This is a genomic window from Nonomuraea typhae (genome assembly GCF_009760925.1).
GTDB lineage: Bacteria > Actinomycetota > Actinomycetes > Streptosporangiales > Streptosporangiaceae > Nonomuraea > Nonomuraea typhae.
This window is the reverse complement of record NZ_VRLV01000013.1, coordinates 1-22,863: the sequence shown is the minus strand read 5'-3', so window position 1 is coordinate 22,863 and position 22,863 is coordinate 1. Positions and strand designations below refer to the sequence as shown.

14 protein-coding genes are annotated in these 22,863 nt (G+C 72.1%); 4 read left to right on the top strand and 10 right to left on the bottom strand.

The window, feature by feature from the left end:
• Entirely contained in the window at positions 1–768 is a 768-nt protein-coding gene (locus tag FVE25_RS37880) for a hypothetical protein (protein ID WP_157252316.1), read from the top strand.
• Here FVE25_RS37880 and FVE25_RS37875 read toward each other — a convergent pair.
• The 6 genes from FVE25_RS37875 to FVE25_RS37850 all read right to left on the bottom strand — a co-directional run bounded on the left by FVE25_RS37875 (position 757) and on the right by FVE25_RS37850 (position 16,690).
• The gene (locus tag FVE25_RS37875) at positions 757–1,248 is read right to left on the bottom strand and encodes a hypothetical protein (protein ID WP_157252315.1); all 492 of its coding nucleotides are present in this window, start codon (positions 1,246–1,248) and stop codon (positions 757–759) included. The two genes, FVE25_RS37880 and FVE25_RS37875, sit on opposite strands and share 12 nt — an antisense overlap.
• Complete coding sequence (locus FVE25_RS37870; RefSeq protein WP_157252314.1) at positions 1,245–14,609, bottom strand: WXG100-like domain-containing protein; 13,365 nt, start codon at positions 14,607–14,609, stop codon at positions 1,245–1,247. The genes FVE25_RS37875 and FVE25_RS37870 overlap by 4 nt, the downstream gene beginning before the upstream one ends.
• Complete coding sequence (locus FVE25_RS37865; protein ID WP_157252313.1) at positions 14,609–14,950, bottom strand: hypothetical protein; 342 nt, start codon at positions 14,948–14,950, stop codon at positions 14,609–14,611. Before FVE25_RS37865 ends, FVE25_RS37870 begins: the two co-directional genes overlap by 1 nt.
• Positions 14,947–15,351 (bottom strand): YbaB/EbfC family nucleoid-associated protein, encoded by a 405-nt coding sequence (locus FVE25_RS37860; protein ID WP_157252312.1) that lies wholly within the window; start codon positions 15,349–15,351, stop codon positions 14,947–14,949. The genes FVE25_RS37865 and FVE25_RS37860 overlap by 4 nt, the downstream gene beginning before the upstream one ends.
• 83 nt (positions 15,352–15,434) lie before the next feature.
• Positions 15,435–15,827 (bottom strand): hypothetical protein, encoded by a 393-nt coding sequence (locus tag FVE25_RS37855; protein ID WP_157252311.1) that lies wholly within the window; start codon positions 15,825–15,827, stop codon positions 15,435–15,437.
• Positions 15,824–16,690 (bottom strand): SseB family protein, encoded by an 867-nt coding sequence (locus tag FVE25_RS37850; protein ID WP_157252542.1) that lies wholly within the window; start codon positions 16,688–16,690, stop codon positions 15,824–15,826. The genes FVE25_RS37855 and FVE25_RS37850 overlap by 4 nt, the downstream gene beginning before the upstream one ends.
• A gap of 30 nt (positions 16,691–16,720) precedes the next feature.
• On the opposite strand from FVE25_RS37850, the gene FVE25_RS37845 reads away from it, so the two are divergent.
• The gene (locus FVE25_RS37845) at positions 16,721–17,236 is read left to right on the top strand and encodes a hypothetical protein (protein ID WP_157252310.1); all 516 of its coding nucleotides are present in this window, start codon (positions 16,721–16,723) and stop codon (positions 17,234–17,236) included.
• On the opposite strand, the gene eccB is transcribed toward FVE25_RS37845, so the two are convergent.
• A complete protein-coding gene (gene eccB, locus FVE25_RS37840; protein WP_157252309.1) occupies positions 17,230–18,645 on the bottom strand; it encodes a type VII secretion protein EccB in 1,416 nt (471 codons plus the stop codon). The genes FVE25_RS37845 and eccB overlap by 7 nt on opposite strands.
• Positions 18,646–18,752: 107 nt before the next feature.
• On the opposite strand from eccB, the gene FVE25_RS37835 reads away from it, so the two are divergent.
• A complete protein-coding gene (locus tag FVE25_RS37835) occupies positions 18,753–19,109 on the top strand; it encodes a hypothetical protein (RefSeq protein WP_157252308.1) in 357 nt (118 codons plus the stop codon).
• A gap of 12 nt (positions 19,110–19,121) precedes the next feature.
• Entirely contained in the window at positions 19,122–20,396 is a 1,275-nt protein-coding gene (locus FVE25_RS37830) for a hypothetical protein (protein ID WP_157252307.1), read from the top strand.
• A gap of 169 nt (positions 20,397–20,565) precedes the next feature.
• Here the strand turns inward: FVE25_RS37830 and FVE25_RS37825 are convergent, their stop codons facing one another.
• The 3 genes from FVE25_RS37825 to FVE25_RS37815 all read right to left on the bottom strand — a co-directional run bounded on the left by FVE25_RS37825 (position 20,566) and on the right by FVE25_RS37815 (position 22,253).
• Complete coding sequence (locus tag FVE25_RS37825) at positions 20,566–20,934, bottom strand: YbaB/EbfC family nucleoid-associated protein (RefSeq protein WP_157252306.1); 369 nt, start codon at positions 20,932–20,934, stop codon at positions 20,566–20,568.
• 28 nt (positions 20,935–20,962) lie between these two features.
• The gene (locus FVE25_RS37820) at positions 20,963–21,838 is read right to left on the bottom strand and encodes a hypothetical protein (RefSeq protein ID WP_157252305.1); all 876 of its coding nucleotides are present in this window, start codon (positions 21,836–21,838) and stop codon (positions 20,963–20,965) included.
• A 121-nt stretch (positions 21,839–21,959) separates the two neighbouring features.
• Positions 21,960–22,253, bottom strand: coding sequence for a hypothetical protein (locus FVE25_RS37815; RefSeq protein WP_157252304.1), 294 nt, complete (start codon positions 22,251–22,253; stop codon positions 21,960–21,962).
• Positions 22,254–22,863: the final 610 nt, after the last annotated feature.

The window sequence follows — 22,863 nt, the reverse complement described above, 5'->3', positions numbered from 1 at the left end:
ATGGGATTCGGGGCACGCGAGAGGTTCGTGACCGCCGCGGCGATGACGCTGGCCGCGTCGTTCGTCATCCGCCGCCCGCTGGCCTTCTCGATCGCGGCCGCGCTCGGCATGGTGATCTCCGACCCCGAGGCGATGAAGAGAGCGGCCGCCGAGTGGAAGACCAAGAACGCCGGCGGCTCGACCGCCGAGCTGGGGGAGATCCGCGATTCGGTCAAGTCGCTGCTGGAGCGCCTGCAGACGGACGCCAAATGGGAGGCCGGCACCCGCGAGATCGTCGACAGCACGCTGAAGAGCTTCATCTCGGAGACGGAGAACTGCGAGAAGCAGCGTGACGGGGTCGGTGACGCGCTCGACTCGTGCGGCAACCTCTACGAGACGCTCTCCTGGGTGGCGATGGGCATCGCCACGGCCATGACCGTGTGGGCGGGCGTGCTGCTGGCCTCGAAGGCGACTCCGGTCACGGCGCTGGCCGCCGAGGCGGGGAGCAACGCCGTGGTCTCCGGCCTGTGGGCCACGATCAGGCCGACGATGATGAAGCTGATGACGTTCCTGGTGGCGCTGGGCCTGCTGTACTCCGGGGTGACCGCGCTGACCGCGGAGCAGAGCGCGAAGTTCATGGGCATGGAGGTCCAGGCGAACTTCTCCGGCACGGGCCTGGGCAACGACCAGGCGACGGGCAGGCTGACGCCGCAGCTCCTTCAGGACCCGAAGCTGGCCCAGCAGCTTCCCGCGACGGGCGGCGGCGGCATGCCGTCGCTACCCGTCTAGCCGCATCAGCCGCGCGAGGACGGCGAGCTCGTCCTCGCTCAGCCCGGCGGCGACGCTCAGCGTGCCCGTGTCCGTCTCGACGGTGACCGGCCGCTCGGCCGCGTCCACGGCGAGCGTGAAGCCGGGCGCCGCCGGCAGGCCCTCCAGCATGCGGCGGGCGATCTCCTCGCCGACCTCGGGCATCCGGTAGCCGCGCGCCGCGGCGTGCGCGCGCAGCCCGGGGTCGGGTCGGATGCCGTGTGTCTCCAGGTAGTACACGACGGCGTCGGTCCATACCCAGACGCCGTCGGTGCGGAAGGTCGTGGGCACCACCGCGCCGCGCCCCGGGTCGAGCCGGTCCTGCTCCATGGTTCTCGTGACCAGGATCGGGGCGCCCGCGCGCAGGTAGGCGGCGAGCGCCGGGTCGGCCCCGCGCGGGTGATCGGGCAGGAAGTACGGCACGCCGTCCCGGACCCCGTCGAAGACCCTGGCCAGCTTCACCGCCCCGCCTCCCCGGGCCCGAAGTGGTACCGGACCCGGCCGGTGGCCGGCGGCCCGAGCCGGTAGAGCCGGTCCATCATGGCCTCGTACGCCGCCGTCAGCCGCCGCTCCTCGAAGGCGGGCCGGAAGCTCCGCAGGATGTCGGCCAGGTGATCCACGTCCTGCGGGGTGAGCCGGTCGAGGAGCTCGAGGAGGGCGGCGTCCGGATGGTCGCGAGCCGGCCGGGGTCCGGGGACGTCCTGCATGAACACCGTGTCCGGCCGCCCGGGATGGGGCCGTACGTCCGGCACCCCGGCGCCGATCGCCCGCCCGATGGCGCTGGCCAGCACCTCGGCGGCGGCCAGGTCCTCCGCGGTGAAGGTCTTCCTGATCAGGATCGGCTGCCCGCCGGCGTCCTTGAGCACCTGGGTCACGCCGTCGGAGCCGCGCCGCAGCATCTCCCAGTCGCCGTCGGCCGCCGCCACGCCCGCCGCGAGCAGCTCGGGGGAGAGCGCGGGGCGCGCGGGCGGCGGGCCGCCGGCGACGTCCGTGACAGGACCACGCTGCGGCGCGATGGTGACCTGCGGGAACGTGCTGCGCCAAGCCCCGGGCGGCAGCTCGCGGAAGACCGGCCGCCCGTCCGCGGAGTACTCCACGGCCGCGGCCACGTGCGGACGCCGGTCGGCGCCGATGAAGACGATCCGGTCGGTGGCCAGCACCTCGCGCCCGGTGAGATCGGCCAGGCGCTGCAGCGCCGCCTGCTCGATCGCGCCGCCGCCCAGGATGCGCAGGGCGGCGCCGGGTTCCGCGCGCAGCCGAGGGTCGGCGGCCAGCATCCTGCCCAGGTCGGTGACGCTGACGGCCTCCGGCCCGATCAGGAACCGGCCCCGCCCGTCGCCGGTCACCACCACGTCCACCAGCCCGGAGGTACGGCGCAGCAGCCGGGGATCCGCGGTGGGCGCGACCGCGCCGCCCGATTCCCGGAGCCAGATGCCCGCGTCGACCTCCTGCCGGTGCCGGAGCATCAGCTCTCGCTGCCCGGGGTTGAGCGCGGGCATCGGGGGCGGGCCGGAGCGGGTCCACTGGCCGAGCCGGGCGATGGCGGCCTGCGTGGCGCCGCCGCGGGGCAGGTAGGTCCGCAGTCCGCTCTCGCCCGGCGCGGCGATGGGGAGCGGCCCGTCCCCGGCGAGCACGATGTTCCCGGTCCGGTCGGCGAGCTCCTGGGGCAGGCCGCCCATGAAGGGCCCGCCCATGAGGATCACGTCGTCACGCCCCAGGACTGCGCTCTCGCGTAGCAGCGCCGCCACGTCCGCGGCGCCGACGGCCTGCCCGTCGATCAGGAACCGGCCGTCCTGGAAGCGGGCCTCCAGGTGGAAGGCCCCGTCGAGGCGCGGCGGGGACGGCGACAGCTCGGCGGTGTCCGGTTCGGCGCGCAGCCGGATCCCGCCCGGGGTGAGGACGACCGCGTCGCGCAGGCGCGCGTCGGCCGCGGCCACCTGCGGCGCCGGCGCGGCGGCGGCGCCCACCCCCAGCTGGACCAGGTAGCATCGCCGCTCGCCCGTCGCGAGGGTCTCCGTCGCCAGCACTCTGAACCGGGTGCCGGGGCGGAACACGGCGTGGTACGGCTTGCCGGACACCTCGCTGACCGGCACGTGCTCGCCGAAGACGGCCAGCCGTACGCTGTGGGGCCGTTCCCCGGCGAAGGCGGGGTCGCGGACGCCTTCGAGCAGGCCGTTGAAGGTGACCACGGAGCCGGGCTGGATCCAGCCGGGCAGCCGGTCCGCGGGCACCCACGCGTGGACCTGCCCGACGTCGGCGGGCATCGCGGCCAGCTCGGCGCCGGCCCGCGCGATCAGCTCGGGGTCCGGCTCGGCGGAGAGGCGGCGCAGGTGGTCGCCCTGAAGGAGGCCGGGCAGGAGCGGGGCGCCCGGTTCCGGAGGCTGCCACGCGGGAGCGCTGTGATCGTAGGCCGCGGGGGTGGCGAAGGCGCCCAGGAGGACGGTCGCGGCGCCGGGGGCGGCCCGGAACGCCTCGAGCGCGGACGTCAGCCGGTCGTGACGGCCGGCGATCCCGGCCCACTCGAAGTTGCCCTGGATCTCCGCCAGCCGCCGGGTGATCGTCTCGAGGTCGGCCGCGGACACGACGGGCGCGCCGGGGACGAAGAACAGGCCGCCGACGTTCTGGCCGAACCAGTCGAGCGTCGGGTTCTCCGCCAGCAGCCAGGCGTACAGCTCCTCGCTCACCTGGCCGGTCAGCGCGAAGTAGAGCGCACGGGCGGCCAGCGGCGCGACCATCTCCTCGGTCACCCGGCCCGGGGTGAAGCGGTGCTCGTAGAGCGTGACCGGGCCGATTCGGAAGAAGCCCGGCTCGCCGTCCCTGGCGGCATGCAGCGTCTCCAGGTCGGCCTCGGCCGCGTCGGCCGTCGCCACGTCCGTGTAGGTGTGCCGGATGGCCCACCGTCCGTCGTTGAACTGCACCAGGTCGATGGACGCGGCCCGCGGGGCCCGGGCGCGTGCCGGAGCGGGGGCGAACCGCCGGATGCCGGTCTCCGCGCTGCGGCGCAGCAGGTCGCTGCCGACCGCCTGGTAGACGTTGCCGTCGGGCGCGGGGTAGATCGCGGGGCCAGGCAGGCCGAGCACGTGCCGGACCCAGGCGCGCTCCAGCACGGTCCCGGCCTGCGCGAGGGGGAGGGCCAGCGCCTCGGAGCCGTCGGCCAGGGTGACGATCCGGCCCAGCGGCCCGGTGCGCTCGGCGACGACGTCCCGGGCCACGTTCTCGGCCAGGCGGGCGACCGGATCGACGACGGTCCCGGCCTGGACCGGCTCGCCGGTGTCCGTCAGGGCCCGCATCGCGTCGTCGACGACCTCCAGCTCCTCGACGTCGGCCATTGGCAGGTCCTGCCCGGGGGCGGCCCTGAAGACGCCGGTCGTGCCGGCCGCGTGCGGGGCGATCATGTGGTGCCGGTCGAGCATGGTCCGGTAGACGGTCGTCTCGCCGATCCGCGCGAAGGTGGCCTCGTACGAGGCCAGGATGTTGCCGAGGTCCGTGGCGTCCTGGGGCGTCAGCGGGTTGGCCCGCCAGGCCGCGGCGCCGGAGGCGTCCCTGCGGTAGAACATGCGGGTCGGCGCGTTGGTCACGTGGGGCAGGCGCATCGTGGCGAACCTGGGCAGCGGGGCGAGGCGGCCGCGGGCGTCCACGCGCACGTGGGTGGCGCGGTCGTGGATGCCGGTCAGGCTGTCGAAGTACGCCATCAGCACCGTGTCACGCGGCGAGACGGCGATCGGATCGGTGACCGGGCCGCCCCCTACCCAGTCCACCAGCAGATGCCGCTCGCCCGCCGGCCGTACGCGGGGCAGGTTCAGCCCGAAACTGGTGCCGAGCGCGGCCAGCGCCACGTGGAGGTCGCGCGTCTGGGCGGTGCCCCACTCCATCAGCACGGCCATCGAGCCGTCCTTCAGGCGCACCTTGGCGGCGTGCTCCCCGAGGCGCTCCGGCCGGCCCACCACGCCCATCTCGGTGAGCTCGTCCGGCTGGGTTCCCCAGTTGAGCAGCCGGTCGAAGTCGTCGGGCGGTGGCGCCGTGCCGAGGCGCTCCTGGAGGTCGCGCCGGACCGCGTCGATCTCGGCCTGCAGCCTCCGGTGCTCGTCCACCGTCGTGGCCTCGGCCAGCTTGCGGCTGAGGTAGCGGTGCTCGTTCTCGCGGGCGGTGCGGCACTCGTCGCGTGTGCCGTCCTCGGCCGGGTGCGCGTGCGTGTGCCCGTGCGGGGCGGCCAGATGCTGGAGGGTGTCGCTGATCTCGTGGATCACGAGCCTGGCGACCGCCTGCGGGGACACGCGCGGCGTCAGCCGTACCCGATGGGGGTTGTCCGCGGTGCCGGTGGTGACGCGGGTGCGTCCCAGCCGGTCGGAGGGGATCTCCGGCTCCAGCGGCTTGACCTCGAACCGGAAGTGGTGCTCGGCGCCGTTCGACATGATCACGCGCAGGGTGGTGCCGGAGCTCCAGGCCCAGGTCTGCACCGCGCCGCCGAAGTCGCGCCGCGCGATGTCGTCGACGGCGGCCTTGATCTCGTCGAGGTTCAGGTCGGGCAGCGCCGCGTCACGCGCGTTCGCGACGAACCCGGTGCCGGGGAGCGGGCGGCCGGTGACGGTGTAGGACCCGGCGCCGGTCCAGGTCGAGTCGTCCGGCACGGTGGCCACCGGCCAGGACGCCTTCGGCCGCGTCGGCAGGGGCACGGCCCGCCTGGTCAGCTCCTGCCGTAGCTGGTCGGCGAGCGTGGGGCGCTGCGCGCGGGTGCGCTCGTGCAGGGCGCGCAGGTCGATCCCGTTGCGGTCGGCCAGATCCACCAGCTCGGACGGGACCGTCGCGAAGCGGTCGGTGAAGCTCCTGTCGTGCGCCCCCTGGCCGTGCAGCGCGCCGTCGGGCGTGGCGATGTACACGTGGGCGAGGCCGCTCTGCCCCGGCACGGTGATCCACACGTCCGCGCCGAGGTCGCGGGCGAGCAGCCGCGCCTGCGTGATCTGCCCGTACGGCCGAGCCGCCAGGTCACCGGCGAGGTGGATCGGCCCGCCCCGCCCGCGCAGGGTGTCCAGCAGGCCGGTGTGGTCCGCGGCCCCCGTGTCCGCGTAGAGCCCGGACAGGGAGATCGGCGGCATCAGCGGGCCGGCGACCGGCTGCCGCAGCGGCGGCGGCGCCGTGGGCCGGGCCTCTGCCTCGGCCCGCGCGGCGGCGACGTCGTGGTCGAACTGGATGAGGTGGGCCTCTCCGGTGACGACGTTCTGCTGCACGACGCGGCCGCGTGGCGTGGTGCCGGCGTCGTCGGTGACGTCCACGGTCTCGTAGACGACGTCGTAGTCGACCCGGTAGTGAAGGTGGGAGCCGTCGGCCTTCTCCGCGACGGTGGTCTCGTCGCGGTTGCCGCCACCGATGGAGGCGCGGTCGCCGGACTGGTCGCGCATGCTCACCGCGGCGTTGGCCACCGGCCCGAGGGGCACGCCGAAGGTTCCGGCGACGGGACTCACCTGGGTCTGTTCGCTGCTCACGCCGGAGGTGACCTGCCCGCGGTCCACGCGGCCCCCCTCGTAGCCGCTCGTGCCTTCGGCGATCACCGACCTGAGCGTGGTCTTGGCCCGGACGCTGACGTGGATCTCCTGCTTGCCGTTGAGCCGGAGCCGGACGATGCGGAAGCCCTGCTCGTCGGTCATGCGCTCGAACAGGCAGTTGCGCCCGTTGCCCGTGACCTTGTCGCGGATCTCGTTGGCCTCCTCGCGGGTGAGCTTCCGCTTGAGCAGTTCCTCCGCCCGGCTGATGATGGCGTCGGCCAGCCCCGGCGCGGTCGTGGACTCCGTGGCGAAGCCGTCCGGGATGGGTGTCGGCCGGGGGTCGGCCGGAAGCTCGGCCGGTGGCGCCATCGTGGTCTCCGGGGCGTACATGCCGGCGGGGATGACCCGGTCGACGGTGCCCGACAGCTGCCTGGTCACCACCTTGGGCCCGGGGAAGGTGCGGGTGACGCGGCGCAGCTCCATCGTGAGCCTGATGCCCTGGCGCGCGTCGCCCTCGGCGTCCTTGAACAGGGCGGCGCGCTGGATGCGGGTCTCCTGAGTGGCGCTGGTCCCGGAGGTGGAGCCGCCCCGGTCGGTCGAGCCGGTGGCGTCGCCGGTGGGCTGGCCGCCCTTCACCGACGGGCTGCCGGTCAGGCTCTTCACCTGGGAGAAGATTTCCTCCAGCATCGTGTAGGTCTGGAGGATCTGGCCGTGGTCGTGGATCTCACCGCGGTACTCGAGGTGCTCGTCGAGCTCGGAGCGGATGGTGAGCTCGTAGGACTCCTCCTGGTTGCCGATGCGCATGGTGAAGCCGACGGGCGCGGACTCGTGGTCCTGCATGTTGTCGATCTTGCCGGTCCACGTGGTGAGGCTGTACTCGCCGGCCAGGGCCCGCCACAACTCCGAGTCCATGTCGAGCATGCCCGGTGACATGGTGTCGAACATGTCCAGGACCTCGGTGAGCACGTCCGTCTCCTGGCCCGGGTTCTGCTCGGAGTGCAGGGTGACGTCCCTGATCGTGCTCATCCCGATGTTGTGGACGTAGTGCGGGGCCACGTCGCCGGACACCTGGCCGTCGTGCAGCCGGTGCGCCTCGGTGAGCATGAGCCGCAGCAGCGCCTGCGGATCGGAGTCCTTCAGGATGCGCCGGCGCAGCTGTGCCACGGTCTCGTTCGCCGCCTGCGGCTTGGCGCCCGGCGGGATCAGGGCGGGCAGGGTGCGCGCGGGGAAGATCTTGATGAGCGCCTCATTGGCCTGCTCGAGCGTGTGCCTCGGGTTCCCCGCCGCCTCGGCCTCGCTCAGGTACCGCGCCATGAAGCGTACGGCGATGCGTTCGGTGAGCTTGAGGTTGCCGTTGATCAGGCGTTCCGCGGCGTCGGCGAGCTGGTCCAGCGGCAGCCCGAGCTGACCGTCGGCGTACATGTCCAGGGCGTCGCGTTCGGGCAGGTCGTACAGGACGGCGCCCTCGGGCAGCTCGGCCGTCTTCCACGCGCCGTCGAGGCGGGCGCTGATCGTGCCCGTCGTGGTCATCTTGAACCGGTACTGCTTGCCGACGTCGATGCGCAGCCGCTCGGGGCCGTAGACCTCCTTGGTCTCCCGGCTGGTCGTGACGCCCCCGCTGCCGCTCATCTTCCCCTCGCCGCCCGGGGTCCCGGGGAGCTGGAGGCCGAGCGCGGCCTCGCCGCCCTGCCGCCTGGAGACCGAGCGCTTGTATCCGTGGGCGTTCAGCGTGAGGTTGATGTCGCCGTTGACCTCCTCGATCTCGCCCACGAACTCCGACGGGCCGGGCTTGAGGCGCATCCTGACCGGCACGTGGGTGGGCTCCTCCATCGACGGCTGGGTGTCGAAGCCGGTCCGGATGCCGTGCGGCGTGAAGACGTCGGGGTGGGCGACCAGGTTGCGCACCCCGAAGAAGGCGGCCAGCTCGTGGAACTGGACGGAGTCGTAGGTCACCCTTCCGCCGAGCAGTTTCACGATCGCCTGTGCGGGGTCGCCGGTGTCGAGGTGCGTCACCATGCCGCGCCGCAGCATCGCCGGCGTGGTGGTGAACTGCGGGCTCGGGCTCGGCCTCGTGCCGGCCAGCATCCCGACGGGGAGCGAGACCTCGGCGCTGCCCTCGACGTCCTTGACGAGGTTCTTGACCTTGCCGTCGTCGGACAGCAGGTCGATCCTGCCCGTGTGCGGCACCCGGCCGGTGGCGGACTCGGGGGCCTCGGCCAGCGTCACGTCGTTGCGCATGAGCGTCTTGGAGCGCGTGTTCTCCGTCGACCTGCTGCGGTTGTAGCCGGCGCCGCCCGAGGCGAGCGCGTACCCCTCCTCGTCCTTCTCCCTGCGGCCGAGGGCGACCGGCACCTTGCGGGTGGTGGAGCGGCTCGTGGAGCTGGAGGTGGAGTCGGAGGCGATCTCCAGGGTCACCAGCGCCTCGTCGTGGCTCATCTCGACGAACTCGTATTCGTTCCACCGCTGGTCGAGCTTGATGCGCATGGTGTAGAACTCGGTCGCGCGGCCGGTGCGCTCCCTCGTCAGCGTGACGAAGATGCCTTCCTGGGCGGCCTGGTCGTAGCCGGTCTCCACCCGCGCGGGCGACAGGTGCTCGGAGATCAGCTGCTCGTTGGCGTACTGGCTCACCATGGTCCGGTGGTCCCTGGAGTAGCGCTTCACGCCGTTCCTGATCTCGGGGAGCAGCCCCATCCTGCGCAGCTCCGCCTCGGCCTCGGCGCGCATCTCCGCCATGCCGGTGAGGTTCTGGACGGAGGCCGCGCCCGCGCCGCGCAGCAGTTTCTTCCCGCTGCCCAGCACGGGCGACGGCTTGTCCTGCTTGCCCTCCGGTGGGGTGGTGGCGGGCGCGCTGCGCGGGACGGCCGCGCCGCTGGGCAGCAGCCCGGCGATGGCGTCCGCGTCCACGGCCCAGCCGTGCTGGTAGGCGGCCCAGAGGGGGGCGCGGAACAGGCCCGTGCTGGTCATGGGATCGAGCACGATCGGGCCCTTGCCGGGGAGGTGGATCGTGATCACGTTCTCGAACGTGCCGGTGTATGCCTGCGTGTCGCCGGAGAACGGCATCGCGCTCGGGTGGATCGCCGTGCTGCCCGCGCTGGAGGAGCGGCTGCGCCCCCATGAGTAGGTGTAGCCGCCGGTCGCGCGCAGCCCTTCGGCGATCTCGGGCAGCCCCGAGTCGGCCGGGTCGAGCGACAGCCCTCCCGAGCCGCCGAGCCGGGCACCGGACCCGCTGGAGTGGCTCAGGGTGGACTGGGTGAAGGCGACGCGCAGCCGTTCCAGCCGGTGCCTGGAGCTCACGGTGCCCACGGGCGCCATCTCGCCCACCGGCCTGGCCTGCACGGTCACGATCGCGCGCAGCCGCCCGTTCACCATCACCGGCCGGCTGAGGCCGGCCGGATCGACGATGGCCTGCCGGTAGGAGCTCGGCAGGTCCTCGGTCATCATCGTGAGGATCTGTTCGCGGGAGAGCGCGTCGGCCAGGCCGTTCGCGCGCAGGACGCGGGTCACCGCGTCCGCCATGTCCGGCATGTTCGTCAGGCCGGTCGTGGGGCATTCGGGGAACGGAGTCGTGCCGCGCTCGCTCTCCGGCAGTTGCACCAGGTTCCGCGGCCGGCTCTCGAGGTAGGCGTGCGAGACCCAGACGCGCTGGCGCTGCCGTTCGTCCTGCGCGACGTCGAGCAGGAGCGTCTGCCGGACGGAGCCGTCCACGGCGCGCACCTGCACCGTCCACTGCGCGTCGGCCTCGAACATGGCCGCGTTGCCGCGGTCGTCGATCACGCCGCCGCTCAGCGCGAACTCGCCCGCGGAGTTGGTGACCGAGACGTTGCTGCTGCGCCCGGTCGCCCCCTCCAGCACCACGAACGGCGCGATGAACCAGCCCGGGTTCATCGAACCGCCGACGTCGCGGGAGATCTTGCTGGTGTTCGCCACCGAGCCGCCGCCCTGCGGGAGGTGTCCCGAGATGGTCTGGGAGTGCTTGGCCTTCGGGTCGGCGACCTCGCGGAAGCCGTTCAATGTGAGCGTGAGCCGCAGCTCCAGCCCGTTGCCCGCGTTGATGCGCAGGACCACGCCGTCGCTCGAGACCACCCGGCGGAACGTCTGCCGGACGAGCCGGGTCATCTCCTCGGGGGTGTAGCGCTTGGTGGAGTGCATCTCCGCCAGCATCATGTTGACCGCGCGGGTCAGCGGGCCGACGTCGGCGACCGGGCCCGCCAGGAACATCTGGGTCAGCGCCTGCTGTGCCGGCTCCGTGGCCTGGAACGCCGCCGCGAACCGCGTGGACAGCTCATCCAGCTCGGTCCGCGCCCGCAGCAGCGCGGCGGGCGGATTGCCGGCCGTGGCGAAGCCGTCGAGCGCGGCGAAGACCGCGTCGGCCGCGCGGATCGCCTCCTCCGCCGCGGTGACCGCCTTCCGGTAGGTCTCGGCTCTGCGCGTGGCCACGGCGATGGCGTCGTCGGCCTGCAGGACCGTCCGTTCGGCCTGGCGCTTGCGGCTGTCGCTGCTCGCGTCCTTGTCCTCGTCGGCCTTGGCGATCTTCTCGGTGGCTGCGTTCCGCTCCTTCTGCGCCTCTTGGACTTGCTCGTCGTACATCTTGGCCAGAGCCGCGCAGTGGTCCCTCTCACGGGTGAGGTGCTCGACCTGTTCGTGCGTCTGCGCGCGCAGCCGCTCCACCGGCCCGGCGGGCGTGGGAGGAAGCGCCACCGCGGGCGGCACGTCCGGCGGCAGGTCGCCGGCCGCCCGGCGGAACTCGGCCAGCTTGGCCTCGGCGTACTGCAGCCGCCTGGCCAGCGCGCCGGCGTCGAACGTGCCCTGCGTGACCATGGTCTGAAGCAGGCTGGAGACCAGCTCGTGCCGGCGGCCGGCGCTCAACGCCAGATCGCGGGCCGCGAGGTGCGCCTGCGCATGGGCGGCCAGCGAACGGGCCGTCATCCGGTGCGAACGCGCCGCGTCCACGTCACCGCCGGCCAGCGCCGCCGCGGCCCGCTGCGCGGCCGCGACCGAGGCGGCGTAGTAATCCCTGGCCGCCTCCCGCCGCGCCCGTGCGCTGGCGTACAGCGCGCTGACCTGCGCCTTCATGGCGGCGTCCAGCTCGTTCGCCGCGTCGGACCGCTGCCGCGCCTGCTCCTGCAGCCGCGTGTGCAACTGGTCGACGAGGGCCGCCGTCGCGCCGGGCGCCAGCGCCTCCGCCGCCGCCTGCCGGTAGTGCTGCTCGAAGGTACGGCCCAGCCGCAACGCCTGGGCCGCCTCTTCTGACGACATCGTGCCCTGGCCGGCCACGAGAAGCTGATAGGCCGACGCCGCGCTCTCCGCGGCGTCGGCGGCGCTCCGCTGCGCCGCGGCCGCGTCCGGTGCGGTGGTGTTGCGTTCCGCCGCCTGGCGCAGCCTTGACGCCGTGCTCGTCAGCGTGGCGATGTGCGCCGTGAGCTGCACCGGCGAGGTGCCCGTCAACGCGGTCGCCGACGCCGGACCGGCCGCGCGCACATACCGTCCATAGAGCAGGCCGGCGTTGTGCAGCGCGGTGGCGAACGGGGTCACCCCCGGATCCGCCGCCGTGGCCAGCTGCGTGCGCGCCTGCTCGTAAGCCGCGCGGGCGCGGGTGGCGGAGTGCAGGGCGGCCAGCTCACCGGGCGTGGGCGGGCGGGTGCCGATGCGGCCGCGGATCTCCGCCTCGGCCGCGGCCAGGGCGTTCACCTGCGTGTCCAGCGCCTGCGCCAGCGCGTCGGCCGTCGTGTTCACCGCCGCGTCCCGGGTGCGCAGGCGGTTCAGCAGCTCCTGTGGCGCCGGCCGCGGACGGGCGGGCGGTCGCGGGTCCAGGACGCCGTGGGCGCGCAGGATCCGGCGCAGCGCGTTCAGCTCCGCGCGGATACGCGGACGCTCGGCCGGGGCCGCCTCCCTGAGCTGGCGGGTCAGCAGCCGGTACTCGCTCAGGCGGCCGGTCAGGCACTCGTCCCGCTCGCTGCGCCGGTTCAGCAGGCGGCGGACCGGGCCCTGGCTCGGGTGCGCCCGGTGATGCAGGGTGTCGGCCAGCTCGTGCAGAACCAGCCGGCCCACCTCCTGCGGCGCCACGCGCGGCGCCAGCCGTACGCGATGGGGGTCCTGCGCCGTGCCCGCGTTCACCTTCGTCCGGCCGAGGCGGCGGCCGCGCACCCTGCCGACCTCGAACCGGAAGTGCTGCGGGCCGAACGCCTCGGTCTCGACGATCAGCGTGTTGCCGTTCCACGCCCAGCTCGTGGCGCCCGGGACCACGTCACCGGGGGCGACCTCGCCGTTCAGGGCGGCTTTCGCCTCGGTCACGGTCAGGTCGGGCAGCGTGGTGGCGCGGCCGTCGGCGACGAAGCGGGTTCGCGGGATCGGGCGGCCGGAGACCTCGCCGCGGCTGGAGGTGTTGCGGGTGAGGCGCTGGATCAGGCGGGAGACCGGGCCGGGCGCCGGCTGGGCGCTCTGCTGGACGTCGGGGGAGGGGGCGGTGGCGGGCGCGGGGGTGGGTGCGGGCTGGGGGGCGACGTCGGCCTGGGCGGTGGTCGTGGTGGTGTCGGTGCTCGGGCTGACGTTCTGGTCGGTGGGAGTAGTGGTCTGCGGGCCGGACGGGTGCTGGTCGTCGGTGATGGCCTGGTTTTCGGCGTCAGCCCTGGTGTCCTGGTGGTGTGCGGTGTCTTGTTGCTGCGTGCCCGACTGGTCCTGGTTTGGTGGCTGATCCGGGGTGGTCGTCTGGTCTGGGGCACTGGCCCGGTCATTGGACGGGGCGGTGCCCTGGGGCGTGTTGTCCTGGGCGTTCGCCGGGCGCGCGGCGGGCTCGGGGTTCTGCTGAGGGTCCTGGGCGGCCTGGTCGTCCTGCTGGGGGTCCTGGGCGGCCTGGTCGTCCTGCTGGGGGTCCTGGGCGGTCTGGTCGTCCCGCTGGTCGTCCTGGCCGGGTGCGGGGTTCGTGCGCGGGTTCCCCTCGGGCTGCGGTACGGCAGGCGGCGTCCGCCGGGCGGCTGAGGGGTCGGAGTCGGGGGCCACCGGCGCGGAGTCCCGCCTGACCTGGCCACCTGGCACACCGGGGTCGGAGGGTGCACGCGGCGCGGGGATGGGCCCCGTGCCCGTCGGGCCCGTTCCCCCTCCGGGGCCGCTGTCCGGTGCGCTGGGACGTGGGCCGTCGCCCGGGTTGGACGGGCCGCCGGTGGTGCCGAACGCGGAGTCGAAGGCGGTGTTGACCACGTTGCTCAGCGTGGAGAACGGGGTGACAGCGGCGCCAAGGACGCTGCTGTTGAAGGGGCTGGTCATGCCGTACCGGCCGATGCCGCTGGCGAAGCCGCCGGCCAGCTGGTCCCCGATCGTGGTGAGGTCGACGTTGCCGTACACGATGGCGTTGGCCGCGATGCCGCCGACCGGCGAGGCGATCATGTTGTTCAGGCCCATGCTCATGGCCCGGCCGGGGAAGCGGCGGAAGGCGTTGCCGATGCCGGGGTCGTCGCCGGCGCTCCTGGTGAGCCGCCCGATGGGGGACCAGCCGTTGACGAAGCGCGAGAGGTGGGGGGCCATCCTGGTGCCGGCGATCGCGCCCACGCCGGCGCCGACGGCGGCGGCCTTGATCTTGTCCCAGTCGAGCGAGTTCCTGGTGCCCATCTTGATCTGCTGGTACTGGGCGTACACGTCGATGAAGACCTCTTCGAGGATCTCCTCGGTCAGCTCGGCGACCAGCATCGGCGTGAGGAACCGGTTGCCGGCGCTCACGCCGCTCAGTGAGGTGACCCGCCCGAGCAGCCCGGCGGTGCCGGGCACGCGGACGGCCGCGGCGAGCCGTTGCAGGATGAGGGCGATCCGCGCGGCGCCCGCCCTGCCGATGGCCGTCAGCAGGAACCGCGCCAACGGGTTGAAGCCGGCCATGACCAGCGCGACGAAGGCGGCGGCGACCGTCACCCAGAAGGCGACGTTGATCGAGAGCTTCGAGTACTGCGTCTCGCGGGCGAAGTAGTCGGTCTGCTGCGCGTACTGGAAGGCTTTCTCGGCATTGCCGACCACGCCGTTCTGGCCGTACAACTCGGCCAGCCGTTTGAAGATGGCGGGTTTGGCCGGGGAGTCGAGGCTTTCGTTGACCTTCGTGATGGCCTTGCTGGTGGGGTCGAGGGTGCCCACGAGCTCGTTCATGAGATCCACGTAGCTCACGCGGAGCTGCCACAGCTTGGCCTCGCTCGCCTTGGGCCAGCTCTGCCCGGCCGTGAGCAGGGGGATCAGGTAGTAGACCACCCAGCCGGGCAACGCGGTGGTCTCCCAGGCGGGTTCGACGTCGGTGGTGGCGATGCCACCGTCGAACCCCTCATCCGGACGCGTCCGGATTTCGGTGGAGTTGTTCCTCCCGCCGGCCACTACGCCTGGCCCCTCGGGTTCTGCAGGCTCTGCGCGATGGCCGCGTCGGTGGCCAAGGTGTTGGCCACGCCCTTGCGGAGCAGCGGACCGGACTTGGCGATCTCCGTGACCAGATCGTCAAGCTTGTCCAGGAAGTCCGTGGGCCCGCCGTTCTCGAAGTAGCGGTTGGCGAAGGCCGCCCCCTCGGGTCCGGTGCCCCATGGGCGCTCGGAGTTCAGCGCGCGGATGCGCCGGGCGAGGTCGGGGTAGCGGGCGGCCAGGTCCGAGGTGGCCGTGTCGAACTCGGCCAGCCCTGTGGAGATCGGCTCGCGGATGGCCACGTCCCGGTTGTCGGCGGTCATCGGCTGCCGTCCTTTCCTGGCTGTTTCCCGGCCAGTTGTTCGAGCACGCTGTCCAGGTCGCCGCTGAGATGGGCGGTCATCTGCTCGGGCGGGGCGATCGACTCGAAGACCTCGGTGAGCTCTTCCATGGCCCTGGCTCTGGCCTCGCGGACGGTGCCGATGATCGACTCCGCGAGCGCGTGGGCGTCGGGGCGCCGGTAGATGCGGGGGTCGAGGTCGAGCCTGATCAGCTCGCCTCTGGCGCCGACGGTGGCGGCGACCAGCCCGTCGCGCGACTTCGCGGTGGTCTGTACGGCAAGCGCGCGATCCCGGAGAGCGAGCGACTCTCCTTGGGCGCCGATGAAGGCTTCGCGGAGTTCATCGGCCAGGGCCCCAGGGTCAGCCTCCTGCTTCTCCGTCAAAGGCCACCCCCCGGGGTCTTAATTGGGGTGAAATATAACAACAACACCGAACGTCCCGAAAGACGTATCCGTTAACTTGGTGATCATCCGCCTGACACGGTCACGGCAGTCTCCACAAGCGCACCCACCTCATCGCGGGACACCCAGATCCGGTGCACGCCCCGCTCCACCCGCTCCAGACCCAGCCGCCCGGCCTGGCCGGCGTCGCCGCCGGTGTACTCCAGGAGCAGCTCGCCGTCGCGGGCATCTATCACCAGGAAAGGGGCGCCGCGCCACTCGCAGAACGTGGTCACGTGCCAGACCACCGCACACTCCGCCGCCGGGACCACCCGGACGAACAGGCCGGGCCGTACCTCGGAAAAACCCTCGGCGGGGCCCTGGCTGCGCAGCCGTACCAGCACCTGACCCCCGTCGAGCTCGGGGACGGCCTCGTAGTCGGCGCCCCGCCAGCGGGCGCGATAGGACTGCCAGCTCATGGGCGGCCCGTGAGGATCCAGCGGCCCTGGTCGGCGTCGTACCAGGCGCGCAGGCGCTCCTCGCCGTCGGCGCCCAGCTCCAGGATCTCGGCGCCGTGCGGCAGGCCCACGCCGTCCACTTTGTACTCCCTGATGTTCTGTGTGACGTTCGGGACCAGGCCCATGCCGACGAAGGGCTCCTCCTCGACCACCCAGCCGGCCACCGCGTCGCGGCCGGTCTCGTCGGCGCCGCCGTACGGTGTGCGATAGAGGCCGGGGCCGATCGCCGGCCAGCGCAGGATGTTGACCGCGCCCCGGTCGGTGAGCGCGTCGTCCCGCAGGAGCGCGTCGGTGAGCACGGACGGCGTGGCGATGTGCGCCACGTCCAGCGCGTGGTGGACGTACCCGGAGACGCGCGGGCGCTCGCTGTCCAGAAGGGGCTGGATGTCCGGCGGTGGCAGGAGCTTCTGCACGATCGGCGGGCCGCCGTCCGGTTCGGCGGCCAGGTCCTGCTCCAGTGTGGGTACGGCGAGCCTGGCCACCGTGCCCGACTCGAGGAAGAACGCGGCGGCCAGACCGGGGTTGACCGCCAGCCCCCAGCGCAGGTCCGGCCACCGGGCGGCCAGCTCGGTCAGCGAGACCACGACGAAGCTGGGCGGCAGGCCGGTCGAGGTCAGGGCCTCGGCGGAGGTGTAGACGACGATCCAGGTACGGCCCTCGGCTTGGACGGTCGGCCAGACGAAGTCCTCCTCGTGCGGCTCCTTGTGCTGGGTGCCGGCCGGGCAGGCGAAGTCGGCGAACCGCAGCAGCGCGAGGCAGGCCGTCAGGTCGCCCCGGTCGTACGCGTGCAGGAGGTGCTCCTCGAAAGGACTGGCGGCCCGCATGGCGGTCACCCTAGTAGGTTGTTCTATGTGATGACATTTCCGGTTGCCCGCACCCGGGATGAAGCGCTCGTCTACCTCGACCTGAACCCGTGCACGTGCGGATCGGTCGAAACCGACTGGGACAGCGGCGTGGTCAGCGTCGACGGCGAGCTCGCCACCTGCTACGACGGCGCCTGCGGCGAGTGCGGCGCCGAGCGCGAATACCTGTTCGCGCTGCCTGCCCGCGAGGTCTTCCCCGGCGCCGAGTGGCCCACGTTCGGCGGGCCCGAGCCCTCCGAGCTCCTCGACGCCGGCGAGTGGCTGTGGCTGGCCGACCTGACCGCCGGCAACGTGCCCGCCGAGCCCGGCGAGGCCCGCCGGGCGCTGTCGATGGCCCGCGCGGCCGTCGAGGAAGTGCTCAAGTTCATCCCGGAAGGCCGCGACGACGTGCCGCCGGAGGCGTTCTGGTCAGAGCGCGGGCGGCAGGTGCGCGACGCCGAGCCGCCGCGTTTCCGCCGCGACCGGCTGCTGGTCGTCCGCGACACCTACCGCGACCTCGTTCACTGAACGATCTCCACCGGGGTCTTGGCCGCCACCGGGTCGAGCTTCGGGCCGTCCGGAACCTGATGAAGGATGCGGCTGGGCACCGGGGTGACCACCGTCTCGTCGTAGCCGAACTTGGCGAGCTGGTCGGGGGCCGCCAGGGCGAACTTCCTGCCCTGGTCGGTGAGCAGGTAGTAGGGCGTCACCGGGGCGTTCTGGGTCTCGCCGGGCAACTGCGCCACCACCGCGGCCGTGCCCGGCGGAAGCAGCACCTGGTCGAAGCGCTCCTGGACGCCGGCCGTACGCGGAGTGTTGATCGTGATCGTGGCGCCCACCGTCAGCTTGGCCCGCGCCGAGCCCTTGGCCGTATCCGCGTACACCGCGCACAACGGCGCCGTCGCGGGCGGGGAGATCACCTTGGGCATTGTGGCGGGCATCGCGTTGTTCAGATGCGTCTGCTTCGACGGGTAGGCGTTGGCTGTCGCCGCGTCGATCTGGAGGGGAGTCACCCGGTTCTTGCCGTATGCGGCCTTGGAGGCGCGGTCGTTCATCAGCAGCGTCGCCTGCGTGACCGAGATCGGCGCGTAGCCGTCCTCGACCAGCACGAAGTACCGCGCCGGGCTGCCCGCGACCGCGGGCGCGGTGAACACCTGCCCGACCTTGCCCTTCGGCCCGTCCGGCCGCTTGACCGTCTTGCCCAGGCCGGGCACGCGAGGGCCGCTGAAGTCCCCGCCCACCGGGATCGCGTTCAGCCAGGACGCCGGAACCGTGCGCACGCCCCCCACACCCAGCGCACGCACCCCGTCCGCGGACACCTGCATCCGGCGATCGGCCCAGATCACCCACGCCTGCCTCTTGGCGTCCATGACGATCATCGCGTCCCCGCCGATCGGCCGCCCGCCGACCGCCGTCCCGCCCACAAGGCTCACGTACGGCCGGCGTCCCCCGGCCGCGTCCGTGCCCTCGGTGACGCAGGCCGACCACGGCCCCTTGACCAGCTTGTCCTTGGCGGGAAGGGAGTCGGGCGCCCCCGCGATGCCCACGAGCGGGCCGCGGGAGAAGCCGGCCAGCGACTTGGCGGTGACGTTGCGCACCTTGACGTCGTTGGCGTCGAGCAGCAGCCGGGCCGAGACGTAGTTGGCCACGGGCAGCAGGCGCTTCTGCTGCTGGCTGTAGACGTACTTGGCGCCGCTCTCCTCCTCGACCAGCAGTTGCCCGGCCTCGGTCAGCTTGGTGGCGTTCCCGGGGCTGAGAAGGCCCCAAATGCCGAATCCGGCCATGATCAGAACGGCGACCAGGATGCCGGCGAACATCCCCACGTTCTGCCGGCGCATGGGCGCCTCCGGCACGTCGGGCTCGGCCTGGAGCAGCGCCGTGCCCATACGCTGCATCATCAGCCGGTGTGCCTGGTAGAGATCCTTGCGGGTCTGCATGGTAGTCGAGCATAGAAGTGGCTGGTGTTTTTCGTGCGGTAAGGGGGGTTTCGGGCTAGTGTGCTGAATCGAGAGTCTTGTCGTCTTGTGGTCTTGTGGAGGCAGCTGTGACAAAGACTTGGCCGGGCCTCGATCCCAAGAAGGACGAGGTCACGTTCAACGTCACTCAACTGCGCAACGTCCTCGACGATCTCGAACGCGACCTGAAACGTCTCCAGCGCCCCGGCCCCGGCTCGCAGGCCGAAGCCGTGGCCAAGATCAGCATGCCGCGGAACCCGCTTTACGACGTGGACTGGCCGCCTGCTGACGCCTTCTTCACGACCCTCTACAACGGGGCCAACTTCATCGGCTACACCTACTCAGAGGTCGTCAGGAAGTACGAGATCGCGCTCGGACTGATCAGGGCGGCAGAACAGAACAACGGCTCCACCGAATCGGGCAACACCCAGACAGCGAGCGTGTAAACGGGGGCACGCATGGCCAACGACACGGAGACCTTCAACATCTTCGTCAAAGCGGATTTCTCCGACAAAGGCGATCAGAAGGTCGAGAAGGTCAAGAAGATCATCGACGCTCTGTACACCCAGGGCGAACCCATCATGAACGCCGGAATCGCCTACAAGGCGATCGCCGACCTGCTCGACGACAGCCTGGCCACCATCGAGGGGGCGGCCACGCGCATGGCGGGCTGCTGGGGCGACAAGGGCTCCGTCGAGGCGCAGAAGGCGCTGCAGTCACTCCACTTCACCATCGGCGAAGTGGTCAAGAAGTCCAAGGCCATGGGCGGGCCGCTCGAGCACATCGGCCGCACCATCCTCCCGCAGGCCCACAAGTACGGCGACTGGGCCACCGGCGACGACGGCGCCTTCGGCACCGGCTTCCTCGGCGGAAGCTGGAACGACGACCTGCCCGGCATCACCGGCTGGACCACGGAGACGGAGAACGAAGGCGCCACCAAGGCGTTGAAGGCCCTCAACGAAGCCATGGAGAGCGCCCACGGCCAGCTCCCCAAGGACGTCACGATGGACCTCTTCAAGGACCCGAACGGCTCCGTCCCCCCGCCGCCGCCCTACACGCCGCCCAAGGGGCCCGGCGTCGTGCCGACGAACTTCAAACCGCCCGGCGGCGACCTGCCCGGCTACGACCCCAGCAACCCCGGCGGCGACCTGCCCGGCCCCAACCCGCCCGGCATCCCGCCGTACAAGGGCCCCGACGGGAACTACCCGCCCGGCTACGACCCCAACAACCCCGGCGGCAACGGCAACGGGAACGGTTCCGGGAACGGAAACGGGTCAGGAAACGGCACCGGCAACCCGCCGATCCCCAAATACCCGAACGGGACCGACACCCCCGCCTACAACCCGAACTCCGGCAACCCGCCGAACACCATCCCCGCCTACAACCCCGACGGGGGCCCGAACGGCACCAAGCTCGCCGACTTCCAGCCCACCACCTACAACCCGGTCACCTCACCCACCACGACCGGATCGCCCCACCCCACCGGCGTACCGGGTGGCCCCGGCACAGGGGCGGGGACGGGCATCGGCGCCGGCGGTCTGTCCGGCCCACCCGGTGGTCCGGGCGCGGGCGCCGCTGGGCTCAGCGGGTCAGGGATGCCCATGATGCCCATGACCGGCGCCGGAGCCGGGGGGAACGAGGAGCAGGATCGGGAGTCGTCCACATGGCTGCTGGAGGACGAGGACGTCTGGGGCGGCAACGATGACGGGATCGTGAACAACCAGATCGGCTGACCCTTCATGGACAGGCTTGGACCGCCGTGCGGGCGGCCCAAGCCTGTCTCGTGTCGGCCGATGATGTGCGGCTTCAGCGCGGATCGCCTTCAGCGCGGATCGCCTTCAGCGCAGATCGCCTTCAGCGCAGATCGCCTTCAGCGCCGATCGCGTTCAGAACCGATCGCGTTCAGAGCCGATCGGTGAGGTCGGTGGCGTTGCGCATGCTCCTGGCCAGCGCTTCCTCGGCCTTCGTGCTCACCCGGTCGATGGTCTCCTCGAGCCTCGACACGTCCCCCATGGACTCCGTGATCAGGGCCGCAACCTTCTGCCGAAGATCCTGCCGAGCCTCTTCGACGGCAACGGTGACCGCCTCGGCCAGCCGTTCACTCCCCAGCCGCATGGCCTGAACCCCGATCACCAGCTCATGCACCCCGGCGGACTCGGAAAAGGCGACCGTAACGTGCCCATCGGCACCCGAACCACGCCCCACGACCTGGGCCACCTCGTCCTGAATCCCGCTCAGGGCATCCAGGAACCCCCCGGTGACCGCGGCCACCTCCTCCGGATCGAACCCGAACGAGGACTCAAACGCGCCGCTCAATCCCCTCATACCCTTCATAGGCGCCGTTGTCATACCGCTCAGGCACGAAGAACCCGGTCGGCATCCGCCCACTGATCACATCGAAGGCGCCCTTGGCCGCCGCGGCGATCGGCAGCTTGCTCACCGCGAGATCGCCCACGGACGAGACCGGCCGAGGCGACCCCTTGGCCAGCGGCGACCCCTTGGCCAGTGGCGACCCCTTGGCCAGTGGCGACCCCTTGGCCAGTGGCGACCTTCCTCGCATGGCCGCCGCCGTCAGATTCCTCTCCACATGGTTGGCCACTCCCCAGATCAACGCCGGCCCCTGCGACATCGTGGCCTGCCGAAGATCCGCAAGCCCCTGCCGGTCGCCGGTCAAGCTGTCCTTGCCGACCCGGACCGCGAGCATGCTCGTGATGGTCCCCGCCAGCCCGTGCAGCGTGGCGGCCAGCTTCTTCTCCATCATCTCGACCTGCGCATACAACGTCCGAGCCGCCGCCCCCACCGTCACCTGAGCCGTGAGAAACCCCACCCCGCCGCCCACCGACATCCGCAGCACCTGGAGCGCCATCCACGCCAGCCTCATCACCACCACCGAGGTGTAGACCACGAACGCAAACAACACCGCCGCGGAAACCAGAATCAGAATCCCGAGCGACCGAGAGAGAAACTCCTCATCCTTGAGATCCGCGGCGTACCCCCGCATCCACTCCTCGAAGTCCCGCCGGCTCTGCCCAGGCCACTGCTCCGCGCTCAACCCACCGACGAGCTCCTCAACCACCGACCGCCCTTCCCCCAGATCCCCGGCCGCGTCAACGAGATCCCGATACCCCTTGGCCAACGCCCCCGTGTCGTACTGATGCACGTACAACTTCGACACGATCGGCCACCCCGCCCACACAACCGTGCAAGCCGCCGTCCCCGCCGCCAGGTTGGCGTGAGCCAGATACTTCCCATACTCCAACCCGCTGACAGCCGCATCAGGCACCCGCGCCCACGGATCAGGCATCCCGCGGCCCCGGCGACACCGTGCTCGCGTCCTCCGCCGCCTGCCAGGTCTCCCTACCCTCGTGCAGCTTCACCACCGCCTCCCCCAGCCGCGCCACCCGCCTCCGCACCCGCTGCACCAGATACCCCTCGGCCTCGGTGTAGGCGAGAAAAAGCGACAAGGTGTAGGCGGTAGGCATGACCTCCAGCGTCTGCATCCCCACGAGCTTCCGCATGGCCCGCCCGATGGGCGGCACCCCCTGCTCGCTCAGATCCTCGGCCAGCCGCCGGACACGCCCCCGGTCCATCCCGGCCTCATTCCCCACACCTCCCGAAGCCTCGGGCCCTCGCGGGTACGGCGAGCGGAACCCATGGTTGAGCAGGCCGTCAAGATCTGCCACACCTACCTCCCTTTCCCCAGGAACCTATCCACCCCAAGACCATCTCCCAGGCCGTCTTGACGCCTCCCCACTCCGTCCTGACGCCGTCCCAACGCCATCCCTACACCCGCCATCCGGCCCCGACCCCGAGCCCGCTCACCCGGAAACCTCCGCCCACCCCGGCCCCCGACCTCCAAGGGCCCACCCACCCCGGCCCCCGACCTCCAAGGGCCCACCCACCCCGGCCCGCCCACCCACGCCGGCCCGCCAGCCACTTCCCTCGCGCCTCCGTCCACCCCGAGCCGCCCACCCACCCCGGTCCGCCCACCCACGCCGGTCCGCCCACCCACGCCGGTCCGCCCACCCACGCCGGTCCGCCCACCCACGCCGGTCCGCCCACCCACGCCGGTCCGCCAGCCACTTCCCTCGCGCCTCCGTCCACCCCGAGCCGCCCACCCACGCCGGTCCGCCCACCCACGCCGGTCCGCCCACCCACGCCGGTCCGCCAGCCACTTCCCTCGCGCCTCCGTCCACCCCG